General features: G+C 68.5%; 10 protein-coding genes. 4 read left to right on the top strand and 6 right to left on the bottom strand.

The features are described from left to right. Nucleotides 1-8: 8 nt before the first annotated feature. Complete coding sequence (locus G6N67_RS09225) at nt 9-347, bottom strand: GNAT family N-acetyltransferase (RefSeq protein ID WP_036432726.1); 339 nt, start codon at nt 345-347, stop codon at nt 9-11. 53 nt (nt 348-400) lie between these two features. Here G6N67_RS09225 and G6N67_RS09220 point away from each other — a divergent pair, with 53 nt between their 5' ends. Genes G6N67_RS09220 through G6N67_RS09210 form a run of 3 tightly spaced genes read left to right on the top strand, consistent with a single transcriptional unit; the run spans nt 401 to nt 3,675 of the window. Then, entirely contained in the window at nt 401-1,993 is a 1,593-nt protein-coding gene (locus G6N67_RS09220; RefSeq protein WP_036432728.1) for an MFS transporter, read from the top strand. Nucleotides 1,994-2,048: 55 nt separating this feature from the next. Next, the gene (locus G6N67_RS09215; RefSeq protein WP_036432730.1) at nt 2,049-2,723 is read left to right on the top strand and encodes a TetR/AcrR family transcriptional regulator; all 675 of its coding nucleotides are present in this window, start codon (nt 2,049-2,051) and stop codon (nt 2,721-2,723) included. 13 nt (nt 2,724-2,736) lie between these two features. Then, the gene (locus G6N67_RS09210; protein ID WP_036432732.1) at nt 2,737-3,675 is read left to right on the top strand and encodes a R2-like ligand-binding oxidase; all 939 of its coding nucleotides are present in this window, start codon (nt 2,737-2,739) and stop codon (nt 3,673-3,675) included. Between the two features lie 16 nt (nt 3,676-3,691). On the opposite strand, the gene G6N67_RS09205 is transcribed toward G6N67_RS09210, so the two are convergent. Together G6N67_RS09205 and G6N67_RS09200 are read right to left on the bottom strand one after the other, a co-directional pair. Continuing rightward, nucleotides 3,692-7,927 (bottom strand): alpha-(1->3)-arabinofuranosyltransferase, encoded by a 4,236-nt coding sequence (locus tag G6N67_RS09205; RefSeq protein WP_179976854.1) that lies wholly within the window; start codon nt 7,925-7,927, stop codon nt 3,692-3,694. 48 nt (nt 7,928-7,975) lie between these two features. Beyond that, complete coding sequence (locus tag G6N67_RS09200) at nt 7,976-8,149, bottom strand: DUF2613 domain-containing protein (protein ID WP_018602702.1); 174 nt, start codon at nt 8,147-8,149, stop codon at nt 7,976-7,978. 84 nt (nt 8,150-8,233) lie between these two features. Here G6N67_RS09200 and G6N67_RS09195 point away from each other — a divergent pair, with 84 nt between their 5' ends. After that, nucleotides 8,234-9,385 (top strand): glycoside hydrolase family 3 N-terminal domain-containing protein, encoded by a 1,152-nt coding sequence (locus tag G6N67_RS09195; protein ID WP_396917431.1) that lies wholly within the window; start codon nt 8,234-8,236, stop codon nt 9,383-9,385. 3 nt (nt 9,386-9,388) lie between these two features. Here the strand turns inward: G6N67_RS09195 and G6N67_RS09190 are convergent, their stop codons facing one another. Genes G6N67_RS09190 through G6N67_RS09180 form a run of 3 tightly spaced genes read right to left on the bottom strand, consistent with a single transcriptional unit; the run spans nt 9,389 to nt 13,336 of the window. After that, complete coding sequence (locus G6N67_RS09190) at nt 9,389-10,561, bottom strand: amidohydrolase family protein (RefSeq protein WP_036432736.1); 1,173 nt, start codon at nt 10,559-10,561, stop codon at nt 9,389-9,391. After that, nucleotides 10,548-11,843: an aspartate aminotransferase family protein gene (locus tag G6N67_RS09185; protein ID WP_036432738.1), complete on the bottom strand. Its 1,296-nt coding sequence runs from the start codon at nt 11,841-11,843 to the stop codon at nt 10,548-10,550. Before G6N67_RS09185 ends, G6N67_RS09190 begins: the two co-directional genes overlap by 14 nt. Next, complete coding sequence (locus tag G6N67_RS09180) at nt 11,840-13,336, bottom strand: APC family permease (RefSeq protein ID WP_036432740.1); 1,497 nt, start codon at nt 13,334-13,336, stop codon at nt 11,840-11,842. The genes G6N67_RS09185 and G6N67_RS09180 overlap by 4 nt, the downstream gene beginning before the upstream one ends. Nucleotides 13,337-13,365: the final 29 nt, after the last annotated feature.

Here is a 13,365-nt window from a genome sequence, read left to right as displayed (position 1 = left end):
TTCGGCGCCTACTTCTGCTGGGCTTCGACCGCAGCGAGCGCGTCCGGGGTGACCGGATCGAGGATGTCGTCGAAGTCGTGGTGGGTCTTGACGTACTTGGCGACGTACGGGCACACCGGGACGATGCGCTTGCCCGCGGCCCTGGCGTCGGTGAGCGCCGCCGACACCAGCACTCCGGCCAGCCCGCGTCCACCGAACTTGTCGTCGATCTCGGTGTGGTAGAAGATCCGCTGGTCGCCCGCGTCGACGTAGGCCTCGAGTCCCGCATGCTCGCCGGCGACGGTGATCTCGTAGTGGTTGGCCTCGGCAACGTGGCGGACATTGGTTCCGTCGGGAGTTTCTGGCATGGCCCCCACTATGCACCTCGATACGCTTTTGCGGCGAGGAGCGGAGGGCGCACATGACCACGACGCACGACAGGATCTCGACGTGGGCTCCGTTCGCCTCGCCGGTGTACCGGGCGCTGTGGATCGCGCAGTTCGTCTCGAACCTCGGCACCTGGATGCAGACCGTGGGTGCCCAGTGGATGCTGGTCTCCGATCCCGGCGCGGCGGTGTTGGTGCCGCTCGTGCAGACCGCGACGACGCTGCCCGTGATGCTGCTGGCTCTGCCGTCGGGTGTGGTGGCCGATCTCATGGACCGGCGCAGATTGCTGATCGCGACGCAGTCCGCGATGGCCGCGGCCGTGTCGGCGCTTGCGGTGTTGACCGGGGCCGGGCTCACCACGCCGACGGTCCTGTTGATGCTGTTGTTCGTGATCGGCTGCGGTCAGGCGCTGACCACGCCGGCCTGGCAGGCCATCCAGCCTGAGCTTGTCCCGCGTGAACAGATCCCGGCGGCCGCGGCCCTGACGAGCATGAGCATGAACGGGGCGCGCGCGATCGGTCCTGCCGTGGCCGGTGCGCTGGTCGCGGTGTCCGGTCCCACGCTGGTGTTCGCGCTCAACGCGGTGTCCTTCATCGGTATCGTGGTGGTGCTGGTGTGGTGGCGGCGGCCGGTGACCGAATCGGTGCTGCCCGCCGAGCGGCCGCTGGCCGCGTTGACGGCCGGTGGGCGATTCATCCGCAGTTCGCCGATCGTCCGGCGGATCCTGCTGCGGTCGGTGTTGTTCATCCTGCCCGGCAGTGCGCTGTGGGGTCTGCTGCCGGTGGTGGCCAAGGACAGGCTGGGGCTGACCTCGTCGGGGTATGGGCTGCTGCTCGGTGCGCTCGGGGTGGGCGCGGTGGTGGGTGCATTGTCGCTGTCGGCCGTCCGGGCGGTGTTCGGGCAGAACATGCTGCTGATCGTCGCCGCGCTCGGGTTCGCCGGGGCCACAGCTGTTTCCGCGCTGGTGCCGCATCTCGGTGCGGTGCTGGCCGGGTTGGTCGTCGGTGGCGTGGCGTGGCTGCTTGCGTTGTCGACGCTCAACGCGTCGATGCAGCTGAGCTTGCCCGGCTGGGTGCGGGCCCGCGGCCTGTCGGTTTATCAACTGGCGTTCATGGGCGGGCAGGCTGTCGGATCGCTGATCTGGGGCCTGGTCGCGGGCGCCACGAGCACGGTCACGGCGCTGGTGATCAGTGCCGGTGTCCTGGTGACCTGCGCGATGTCGGTCGTGTGGTGGCCACTTTATGCGCGGACGGGCGATCTCGATCTGACACCGTCGGCGCACTGGCCGGAACCGGTGCTGGTCTTCGAACCAGAACCGCCGGACGGCCCGGTCGTGGTGTTGACGTCGTATCACGTGAAGCCGGAAGACGAGGCCGAATTCCTCGCGGCCATGGCCGTTCTCGGCCGTTCGCGCCAACGCACCGGGGCGTCGCAGTGGCAGCTGTTCCGCAGTGGCGAGCAGCAGGCGACATTCGTCGAGGCGTTCGTCGTGCGGTCGTGGGGTGAGCATGTGCGCCAGCACCAGACCCGCCTCACCGGGCAGGATCTGCTGATCGAGCAGGCTGTCGAGCAGTACGTGCAGGGCGAACCGGTCTCACAGCATCTGATCGCCGTGCACAGGCCTTGACTGTGAGGCGCCTCACAGTAGTATGACCAGTGGTCATCGGAGTTTGGAGAGCCAGATGCCAACGGTCACCTGGGGTCGCGTCGACCCTGCTCGCCGGGCCGCGGTGATAGCGGCTGCCGAGGCGGAATTCGGTGCGCACGGTTACTCGCGTGGCAGTCTCAACGTGATCGCGCGCCGGGCCGGCGTGGCGAAAGGCAGTCTGTTCCAATACTTCGCCGACAAACGCGACCTCTATGCCTTCATCGCCGACGAAGCCAGCCAACGCGTGCGGGCCTACATGGAGGACCGGATCCGTGAGCTCGACCCGAGCCGGCCCTTCTTCGAGTTTCTCACCGATCTGCTCGACGACTGGGTGGCCTACTTCGCCGAACATCCCCAGGAACGCTCGCTGCACGCCGCCGCCAGCTTCGAGGTCGACGCCGACGCCCGCGTGAGTGTTCGGGCCGTGGTCCACCGCCACTATCTCGAAGTGCTGCGTCCCCTCGTTCGCGACGCGCAGGAGCGCGGCGACCTACGCCCCGACTGCGACGTCGACGCCATGCTTTCGCTGTTCCTGATGATCTTCCCGCACCTGGCGCTCGCGCCCTACGTCCGCGGGATGGATCCGGTGCTCGGGCTCGACGAGCCCACCCCCGAGCAGCCGGCGCTGGCGGTGCGCCGGCTCGTCGCCGTCCTCGCGGCGGCCTTTTCGTCGGCCGGGCATCCGGCCGTCAACACAGCCCAAATCTGAGGAGGCTCCTCACATGACACGAACACCATTCAGCTCGCTCAACGCGGGTGGTCTCAACTGGGACAGCCTGCCGCTCAAGCTGTTTGCCGGTGGCAACGCAAAATTCTGGAATCCGGCCGACATCGACTTCTCCCGCGACAGGGAAGACTGGGAATCGCTGACGGAACGCGAACGCGAGTACGCCACCCGGTTGTGTGCGCAGTTCATCGCCGGCGAGGAGGCGGTGACCAAGGACATCCAGCCGTTCATGAGCGCGATGCGGGCAGAAGGCCGGCTCGGCGACGAGATGTACCTGACGCAGTTCGCTTTCGAAGAGGCCAAACACACTCAGGTTTTCCGGATGTGGCTTGATGCCGTTGGGATGACGGAGGATCTGCACAACTATCTCGACGAGCTCCCGGCCTACCGGCACATCTTCTGCGATGAACTGCCGGAATCACTCAACGCGTTGACCTCGGATCCGTCACCGGCGGCTCAAGTGCGTGCCTCGGTGGTGTACAACCACGTCGTCGAAGGCATGCTGGCGCTCACGGGATACTTTGCGTGGCATAAGATCTGCGTGGCCCGCGGCATCCTGCCCGGCATGCAGGCACTCGTACGGCACATCGGGGACGACGAGCGCCGCCACATGGCCTGGGGCACGTTCACCTGCCGGCGCCACGTCGCCGCAGACGACGCCAACTGGGCCGTGTTCGAATCGAAGATGAACGAGCTGATCCCACAGGCCCTTCGGCTCACCGAAGAAGGGTTCGCCCTGTACGCGCCGAACATCCCGTTCGGGCTCGCCGAGGACGAGTTCCTGCAGTACTCGACCGACAAGGGTATGCGCCGGTTCGGCACCATCAGCAGTGCACGCGGACGCCCGCTCGGCGAGATCGACCTCGACTACTCACCGTTGACGCTGGAAGACAGCTTCGCCGACGAGGATTCGCGGGCCTTGGCGTCGGCCTGAACCCCTCGCGTCCAAACTACGGTTCTTGGCGGGTTTCACCGCGAAGTGCGTCAAAACCCGTAGCCTCGGCGGAGTTCACCACCGACGCCGCGACAAACGCCACCGACGTCAGCGCCAGCAACTGAATCCACGGGGAATGCCCGACATAGCCGTCGACCGAGCGCCACGGATATTGGCTCAGCGCGGCCCCCGCGAGGATGAGCCCGCCGGATGCGCCGACGAGAGTGGTCTTGTCACGCCACGATTCGTGGTTGCGCAACGCATAACGCAGGCCGAGTGCCGCGCCGACGACCAGTGCCCCGACGAGCCCGGACAGGGCCGCGCCGACGGCCAGCACGGCGGCGCCGACGAGAACCGGCCCCGGCTGCCATGGGCGTGCCGCAGGCGAGCGTGGCACCCGGCGGGCCGGCCACAGCGCCAGCAAGGCCAGCAGAGGCAGCAGCGTCAGGCCGCCGATCAGCCCGACGCGATACGGCGTGTTCGACGCGAACGACAGCGTGATGGTGCCTTCTGTGCCGGGCGGGACGACCCAGCCCTGCTGCCATCCGTTGACGGTCACGGGCGTCAACCGGGTGCCTTCGGCGTCGCGCGCGGTCCACCCGGGGTTGATGCTCTCGGGCACGACGACGATGCGCTGTTGCGGGGCGGCCGTCACGGCGAGTTCGCGGTGATCCGGTCCCCATTGCGTTATCTCGGCGGGAGATGTTGTGGCGGTGGGTATCTGGCGTGCATCAGGACCGGACAGCACCACGCCGTCGACGACGAACGCGGCACCGGGGCTCACCAGCAGCTCCTGTTGGCCGGCCGGCAGCGTGACCGGGTCCGTCCGGCACGGGCTGGCGGGCACCGGATTGCCGTCGAGCAGCGCGCCGACCGTGGTCTTCACCGACGTCTGGATGAACTGGCCCGCGACACCGATGATCGGGCCCTGTCCGCACGGAATCGACACCGTGCGAGCACGATTGACCGCGGCGTCGGCCGCGGCGATCGGGTTGTTGAACTTGTCGAGCACCGCGAGTTCGGCCAGGCCCGGCGGTTTGAGCTGATCGAAGCCCAGCGACGTGCGGTCGATGATGTCGTTCCAGCTCAGCAGCGACACCGTCACGGTGTCGGTCACGCGTGGTTTGAGGCGCAGGGTCTGCGCCTTGGCGTTGCCGGGCAGCCTGTGCATCTGCGGGCCGTCACCGAGGTCGATCGCGACCAGCGTCGGATGTGCGGGCGGCTCAGTCGAACCCGGGGTCAGCCGCAGCGCCGCCACCTCGGCGGGCTTCGGCAACTTGAGCGTCAGGGTTGGTGGGGTCTGGTGCTGCACGACGCGTTGTGGAGCGGTCCACGACGTCCGGGGGTCGCCGTCGGTCGCCGCGAACGACGATCCAAGCACGTCGATCGGATCGGCATCACCCGACGCCCGCGTGGTCCCTGGTTGAGCGAGCAGGTCGGCCAGCTTGGGCCCCTGCCGCGGCCGCACCCACACGGTGGGCTGCACCTCGATCGGTTGCGGCACCGTGAGCGTGCGGCTCAGATTGACGGGTTCCTCGGAGGCCAGCGCCATGGCCGCGGCGCAGCGCACGCCCACCGGGCTCTCCGCGCAACCGGTCCGGCCCAGCAGTTCTGTGCCCAGATCCCATTGCGAGACAACCGATCCCGGCGGCGGTCCGGGCACTTCGAGGGTGTGGCGCAGCGTGACCGGGTGGGCGAAACCCGACGCGTCGTACTGTGTGACGGCCAGATCGGTGATGCCGAACTGCACGCCTGCGGAGCCGTCGTCGGTGGCGGTTGCGGTGATCCGCACCCACGGCGTCTCACCGACCGGTAGGGGCACGGTCAGCGGTTTGCCCGCGGTGTCGAACCGCAGGCTGCTGGTGCCGGTCGCGGTGGCGATCTCGATCCGGCGGACCTGGGCTCCGACCGCGGTGGCGCTCGGTGTGATGGTCAGCGTCGCGTTGGTGACCGGGTGATCGAAGTCGACCTGCAGCCACTGACCCACCGCGGCCTGCAGCGCGTTGGACACCCACGCCGTCGACGAGTCGGCGTCGATCGCGGCCGCGGGACCGGTCGCGGGGGCCACGTTGGGCAGCGCGGTGGAATCGGCTGCCGAACTCGACACCGACAACCGGCCTCCGGTCCATTTGCCGTGCACGGGATCGGCGCCGCCCGCCGGATAGTCGGGCACCCGGTTGTAGGTGTGGCGCGGATCGTCGGGTGTGCGGACCGACGATGCGTGATCGTCGACGCGGCCGTAGTCGATCTCGCGGGCCTGCGGGGTGTCGGTGACGATCACGTCGTGCACCGGCAGCCCGGCGCGCTGGGCGTCCGACGTCAGCAGCATCGGGCCGAGCGGCGGCTTGCCGGTCAGGTGACGGCGTTCGTCGAGGCGAAGCAGGGATTCTGGTGCGCCCGCCACGCGCGCCATGCTGTCGGTGTCCACCAGGTACGGATTGCCGGCCTCGGCGGCGCCGTCGACGCGGTAGATCTGCACGGCGGGATAGCGCGGCCGCAAGCCGCTGTCGGCGATGAAACCTTCCAACGTGCCCGGGCCCACCGGGTCACCGAACTCGGCGACCTTCGTCAGCCCCGGCGAACCCTCGATCGAGCGGTGCACCAGCACCGGACGGGCCGAGCGGGACGTGTCCGGGTCCAGGTCGTTCCGGACCACCACATACGAGATTCCTTGCCGGGCAAGGGTGTCGGCGAGCCCAGGGGAGGGCCGGCCCGCCGCGAAGAGCCGTTGCACCGAGTCGAGGGCACGGATGGTCTCGGGCGGCGTCAGGGGAATCGAATCCCGCACGCCCCACGGACTGTTGCCGAGCACCTGAAGGGGTTCGTCATGGCTGTTGCCCCAGACCTGTGTCGCGAACGGTGCCCCGGGCGCCACCAGAACGCGGCCACGCGAGGTGTTGTGCTCATCGAGCCAATCGGCCGTCTGGTGCCAGTACTGCGGGATGGCGCTGAACGTGCCGGGCGGGGCCAGCCGGCCCGTCCACGCGATCGCGGTGCCCGCGGCCAGTGCGGACAGCACCACGATCGCCACGGCGACACGTTTGTCGCGTTCGGGGTGCGCGAACGCGCTGAGCCATACCGGGCGCGGCGCGCTGCCGGGCAACGGGATCCGCCCCAGCAGGTGCGCGAGACCCAGCGCGAGCGGCAGCCGGATGACGGGTTCGAGCTTGTGCAGATTGCGCAGCGGCGTGCCCGCGCCGTCGAGGAACGCCTGCACCTGCAGGGCGATCGGGGAACCCAGGCCACCCGAGTAGCCGAGGCCCAACAGCACCACGCCGACGAGCAGCATCGTGATCAACCGGCCGCGTGCGGGCATCGACCGCAGCGCCAGGCCCGCCAGCCCGGCCGCCGCGATGAGCGTGGTGGCCAGTACCGCGACCGTGCTCGTCACGAGCGAGGCCGCCGCGGTGGCGTTGGGCGCGACGAACGGGGTCCAGCTGTCGGTGCCGCGCAGCATCTCCGTCAGCGATGTCCACTGCGTCGTGACGCCCGAGGATTCGATGTAGTCCAGGAAGGGCGGGCTGATCCGGCCCAGCATGAGCAGGGCAACCACCCACCACGTGACAGCGAGGGCCGCGCACGCGAACCACCACGCGGTGAATCGCCACCACAGCCGGTTCGGTCGATGACAGGCCCACCAGATCACCGCGGCCAGGCAGCCGGTCAGCGTCGCGACCGCGTTGACCGCACCCATGAGCGCGATGGCGCCGGCCGAACGCGCGGCCATGAGCCGCACGGAATGCCTGCCGCGCAACGCGAGGATGACCGGCAGCAGCACCCACGGCGCGAGCATCATCGGCAACGTCTCCGACGAGATCGCGCCCAGCGTCGTCAGCACCCGCGGACACAGCGCGAACGCCAGCGCCCCGAGCACCCGCGACCCCGTGCTGCCGATGCCCAGCGCCTCGGCGACCCGCAGCACGCCCCAGAAACCGATCGTGAGCAGGATTGCCCACCACAATCGCTGCGTGATCCAGCCGGGGAGTCCGAGGACGTCGCCGAGCAGGAAGAACGTGCCGTGCGGGAACAGGTAGCCGTAGGCCTGGTTCTGTGCCTGCCCGAACGGCAGATCGCTGTTCCACAGGTTGAAGGCGCGGGTCAGGAACCGCAGCGGATTGGCGGTGAGGTCGAGCTTGGTGTCAGGTGAGATCTGTCCGGGTGACTGCGCGAACGTCAGAACCAGTGACACCGCGGCGACGACCCACAACCAGCGCCGGGAGAGCGGCGCAGCGGGGTCACGCTCGGCGGGCAGGAGCGAAGCGGCGCGCGTGTCAGAAATAGCAGGCAGGACCGGAGTGGATCACGTACGGTCGCCGTACTCGACCCGGTTGAGCACCGATGACGCCGGATCACCCGCCTGCAGCGGAGGCTTTGTGTCCTGCTGCACCATGAGCGTCACTCCGAAGACGGCGGCCGCGCCCAGCAGCAGGCCGACCACGATGCTGGCGGCAGAGGGTACGACGAACCGATTCACCCGGCCAACCTAGCACGGCAACATTGGTGGACGTGGCCACCGACGTGCCGGTCAGGCCTATGACTACTCTCAGAACACATGCACATGCCCCGGGTTTTGAGCGTGCTGGTTGCGGCCTCTGGACTGTTGCTGGCCTGTTCGACGTCGACGACACCGTCGGAATCGAAATCGTCGTCGTCGATGCAACCCATGAGCACAAGCAGTCCGCTGCCCGCCGCCCCCGCTCCGCAGAGTTGCGATCCCCTCAGCTGGCCGACGCGGGACAAGCTCGCCCAGCTGCTCACTGTCGGGGTCACCGGCGCCGACGACGCCCGTGCGGTCGTCGCCAACCAGCACGTCGGCGGCATCATGATCGGCAGCTGGACGGATCTGTCGATGCTCACCGACGGCTCGCTCACCGATATCGCGGCATCTGCCGGACCGCTGCCGCTCGCCGTGACCGTCGACGAAGAAGGCGGCCGGGTGTCGCGGCTGTCGTCGTTGATCGGCGCGCAGCCCTCCGCGCGCGAGCTCGCCCAGAACCACACCGCCGACGAGGTGTACGGGATCGCGCTCGACCGGGGCCACAAGATGCGTGGCCTGGGCATCACCGTCGACTTCGCGCCCGTCGTCGATGTCAGCGACCAACCCGACGACACCGTCATCGGCGACCGGTCGTTCAGCGCAGACCCCGCCAAGGTCACCGAGTACGCGGGTGCCTACGCGCGCGGTCTGCGCGACGCCGGGGTGCTGCCCGTGCTCAAGCACTTCCCGGGCCACGGCCACGGCTCGGGTGATTCGCACACCAATTCCGTCACCAGCCCGCCGCTGGCCGACCTGCAGACCAACGACCTGGTGCCGTACCGGACGTTGACCACCGAGGCGCCGGTCGCCGTGATGGTCGGCCATCTGGAGGTGCCCGGGCTGACCGGTTCAGATCCCGCGAGCCTCAGCCCTGCGGCCTATGGCCTGCTGCGGTCCGGCGGATACGGCGGTCCCGGATTCAACGGTCTGGTCTACACCGACGACCTGTCCAGCATGGCCGCGATCAACCAGCGCTACGGCGTGTCCGCGGCCGTGCTCAAGGCCTTGCAGGCCGGCGCCGACAACGCGCTGTGGATCACCACCGACGAGGTGCCCGCGGTGCTCGACGGCCTGGTGAAGGCCGTCGAAGACGGCGAGCTGTCGATGGGCAGCGTCGATGCCGCGCTGCAGCGGAACTCGGCGGCCAAGGGCCCGGTGCGCTGCGGCGGCTGAGCCTCACAGCGAGTAGACCCGGGTGGCGTTGTGCACCCCGATCATGTCGACGATCCTGATCGCGTCGGCCTCGCTGCAGTCGCCGGACCGGATCCATCGGCCGAGAACCAGTCCCATCGCCCGCCGCCACAGCACTGAACCGAGCAGATGCAACTCGGGTGGCCCGAACGCGTCCGACGAGAACAGTTGCTTGGCGAACGGTGCGGTCTCCATCGCTTCGGCGACCAGACCGGTCGACCGCACCCCCAGATAGTTGATGCCAAGGCCCACATCGAAATTCACATGGTCGAAGGCCTGCGCCAGATAACCGGACTGCCGGTGGAACGGGTAACAGTGCAGCAGCAACACGGGAACCGGGGTCATTGTCCGCAGTAGCGGCAGCAGCAGCATCGGGTCGGTGCGGTGCAGATCCAGATCACGGTCGCCGAAGCCGACGTGTACCTGGATGGGCAGCCCGTGGGCCGCGGCCTCGTGCACGCCGAAGGCGATCAACACGGGGCTGTCCACGCGCTGCGACGGCCGGGCGGCCAGCGTCCGCGCATGCTCGATCACCTGGGCATCGTCCGGCCGGGACCAGTCGATGACGAACCCGGTCCGGTAGGCCGCGATCGTCTTGGTGCCCACGGTGTCCGGGGCAGCGGCAGCGCCCTGCAGCGCGGTCCGGAACGCATCCGGAAAGTCCTCGGGCGCCGTGCCGGATTCGAGGAGATCCTCGGCCAGGCGCTCCAGGCGCAAGATCGACGACGACGGGCTCCCGCTGAGTTCGGTGAGCCGCTCGGGCGTCGTGATGAGATCCCCCTGGAAACCGGTGTCGACGACCCAGCGTTCGACACGTGCCGGCGGCAACATGAGCGAAGCCAGTTCATCGGGCGTGAATTCGCTGCGCCGCTTCCAGTACTCGTCGGCGTCCGCGTGCGCGGGCAGCCCGAGCACCGGCGCACACCAACGCCGGATGGACAGGCCGAGCGGCGAATCGAATTGCGTCATGAAATCCGGTATGGGATCGGTGGATCCCTCGTTGATCGACGCTTCGAATCCGGCGCGGTCGACAGGTTTGTCGAAGGTGCCGTGCACATGATGGTCGATCAACCGGACCGTGCGCAGGTGCTCGGCGAGTCCGTCGGGTACCTCGGCATCCACACCGTCGAACACGTCAGCGAGTTCACCATCCGGCATAGCGTGCGACCTCCTCGGCGTCGACCCGTCCTGCGGCGGCGTCGGCGATTGCCGCGCCGAGGATCTCGGCGGCCCGGACCGCTTCGGCCTCGCTCAAGATCAGCGGCGGCGTGATCTCCAGAACGTTGCCACCGACGTAGTACACCACCGCGCCCAGTTCCCAGGCGCGGTACACGACCTGCGCGGCGAGTCGGGGATCGCGATCGCCGGTGGCCGGGTCGACCAGTTCCAGACCGATGGCCAGTCCGCGTCCGCGCACCTCGCCGATCACATCCGAATCCAGTGCGCGTAACGCATCCTGCAGCACCGCACCGACTTTTGCGGCCCGCTCGGGTAGACCGTCGCCGACGATGGTGGCCAGCACCGCGCGGCCGGCCGCCGTACACACGGGATTGCCCGCGGTCGTCAGCAGCGCCGCGCCAGGCGGGTTGTCGAGCAACTCGGCAGGTCCGACCGCCGCGGACAACGGCAGGCCGCCACCGAGCACCTTGCCGAAGGTGACGATCTCGGGCACCACGCCGTCGTGTTCGAACGCGTGCAGGGTGCCAGGCCTGCCCAGCCCCATCTTGACCTCGTCGCAGATCATCGGCACGCCGTGCCGGTGACACACCTCGTGCAACCGGCCCAGGAAGCCGTCGGGCGGGACCACCAGACCGCCGTCGGACAGAATGGGTTCGACGATCAGGCAGGCGATGGAGCCGGTGGCCAGATGCCGTTCGGCGAGGGCAAGGCACGCGCTGACGTCGCCCTCGATACCGGCGCTCGTCGGCCGAAAAGGATTGGGGTAGGGCAGGAATACCGCGTCGGGGTCGGGTGCGGCACCCGCGTCGACATGTACCCCGGACACGCCCATGGCGACCCCGACACCACCGTGGTAACTGTGCTCGAATGCCATCACCGTGCGTCGCCCGGTGGCGTGCCGGCACGCGCGCAGCGCGACGTCGTTGGCGTCCGAACCGGCATGCCCCAGGTACACGCGCCGCTCGCCGCCGCCGGGAACCAGCGCCAGCAGGTCTTCGGCCAGGCCCACCGAATCGGGATGCACGGCCGAGAGGCCGCCTGCCCCTGGCGCGGTACGCACTGCCCGGCTGACCGCATCGGCGATCGCCGGATGCCCGTGCCCGAGCCCACATGCGGTCCAGGTGGCCGAAAGGTCCAGTAGCTCACGGCCGTCCGGCGTGACCAGGGTGCAGCCGTGGCCGGAGACCACCTCAAGCGGGAAGAACCGCAGTTTCTCGATTCCGGCGATGACCGCTTCGTCGCGTTCGTAGAGCGTGCTCATTTGGCCTCCGCCTGCACCGGTGGCGTGAGATCCAGTTCTCGCGTGAGCGATTCGCCGACGCGTTTGGCGATACCCGATGCCGCGAGTGCGATGACCAGGCCGACGGCACACCAGTACAACCCCAAAAGTGGGGCAGCCAGCCAGGTTTCGGCGTCCTTGACGTTGAACCACAGCACCACCAGGATCACCACGGCGCCGAGCAACGGCAGCGCCAGGCCCGGCACCTTGCCGTGGCCGCCGTGCACGCCGATGAACTTGGGTGCGCCGACGAACCACGCCGCGGCCACCTCGACCAACAGGTAGCACACCATGAGGCACACCGAACCGGCCACGGCGAACAGGAAATACGTGTCGATGGCCGCGTTGCCGGTGCCCATCACCGGCCAGCCGGTGGCACCGCAGATCAGGTCGACCACCAGGGCCAGGGCCACCACCAGCCAGGTAGCCCGGCGCGGGCCGCCGGTGGCCTCGTGGACGTGTGCCAGCGCTTTCGGCCCGAACCCGTCCCGGCCAAACGCGTAGAGCATGCGGCCCGACGTCGCCGCGGTGGCCATGTGACAACCGAACGCCGCGACGGTCGCGGTGAAGATGATGATCAGCGAGAACCACTGACCGATGTATTGGTTCCCCAAGTCGCCCAGGGTGTTTCCCGAACCTTGGAATGCCGCGAGCCCGGCCTCGTCGGTGCCGAACCCGATGACCTGCGCGAACATCACCACGACGAACAGCACACCGGTGAGGATCAGCGTTCCGCCCAGGGCCCGGGGAATGTTGCGGCCCGGATTGTCGGTCTCCTCGCCCATCGATGCGCAGGCTTCGAAACCCGCCCAGGACAGAAACGCTGCCACCACGCCGCTGAGCACCGCGGATGCCGAGACGCCTCCGGAGAACGAGAAGACGCTGAGGTCGAATCCCGTGGATGCGGCCCCGCCACGGGCGAATATCGCGATGACGAGCACGATCATCGCCACGATGCCGATACCTTCGATGCCGAGCAGGATCTTCGCCAGGAGTCTGATGTCACGACCGGCCAAAGCGAACGAAATGACCGCGCCCACCACCACGACCGCCAGCCACGGCAGCTGATACGGCTGATCGCTGCCCGGTTGCAGTTGTGCGATGAACGCATTCGTGAACGCCGCGGTCAAAGCGAGTGTGCCGATGGAGAATCCGACGTAGGCGCCGAGCATCGCGAAGCCGGAGAAGAACCCGGCCCTGGGGCCGACGGTACCGCCGACCAGTGCATAAGCCGAGCCGGCGTGGTTGAGGTGACGCGTCAGCCGCACGAAGCTGTAGCCGACCAGTGCGACGCCGACGAGGCCGATCAGGAACACCAGGGGTATGGCCTTGCCCACGGTGCCGATGAGACCTTGGCCGTTACCGGACATGGCGAGGGTCGGGCCGACCGTCGCCACCGACAGTGCCAGCGCCACCCAGAACGGCAGGCGCCGGTGCGGTAATTGGTCGGTATCGGTGGGGGCGCTGGTGGTCATCGATGTCTCCTTTGGATATCTGTGCTCAT

Origin of the sequence: Mycolicibacterium mageritense (assembly GCF_010727475.1) — a bacterium.
In the GTDB taxonomy this organism is placed as follows: domain Bacteria; phylum Actinomycetota; class Actinomycetes; order Mycobacteriales; family Mycobacteriaceae; genus Mycobacterium; species Mycobacterium mageritense.
This window is presented reverse-complemented; position numbering and strand designations above follow the sequence as displayed.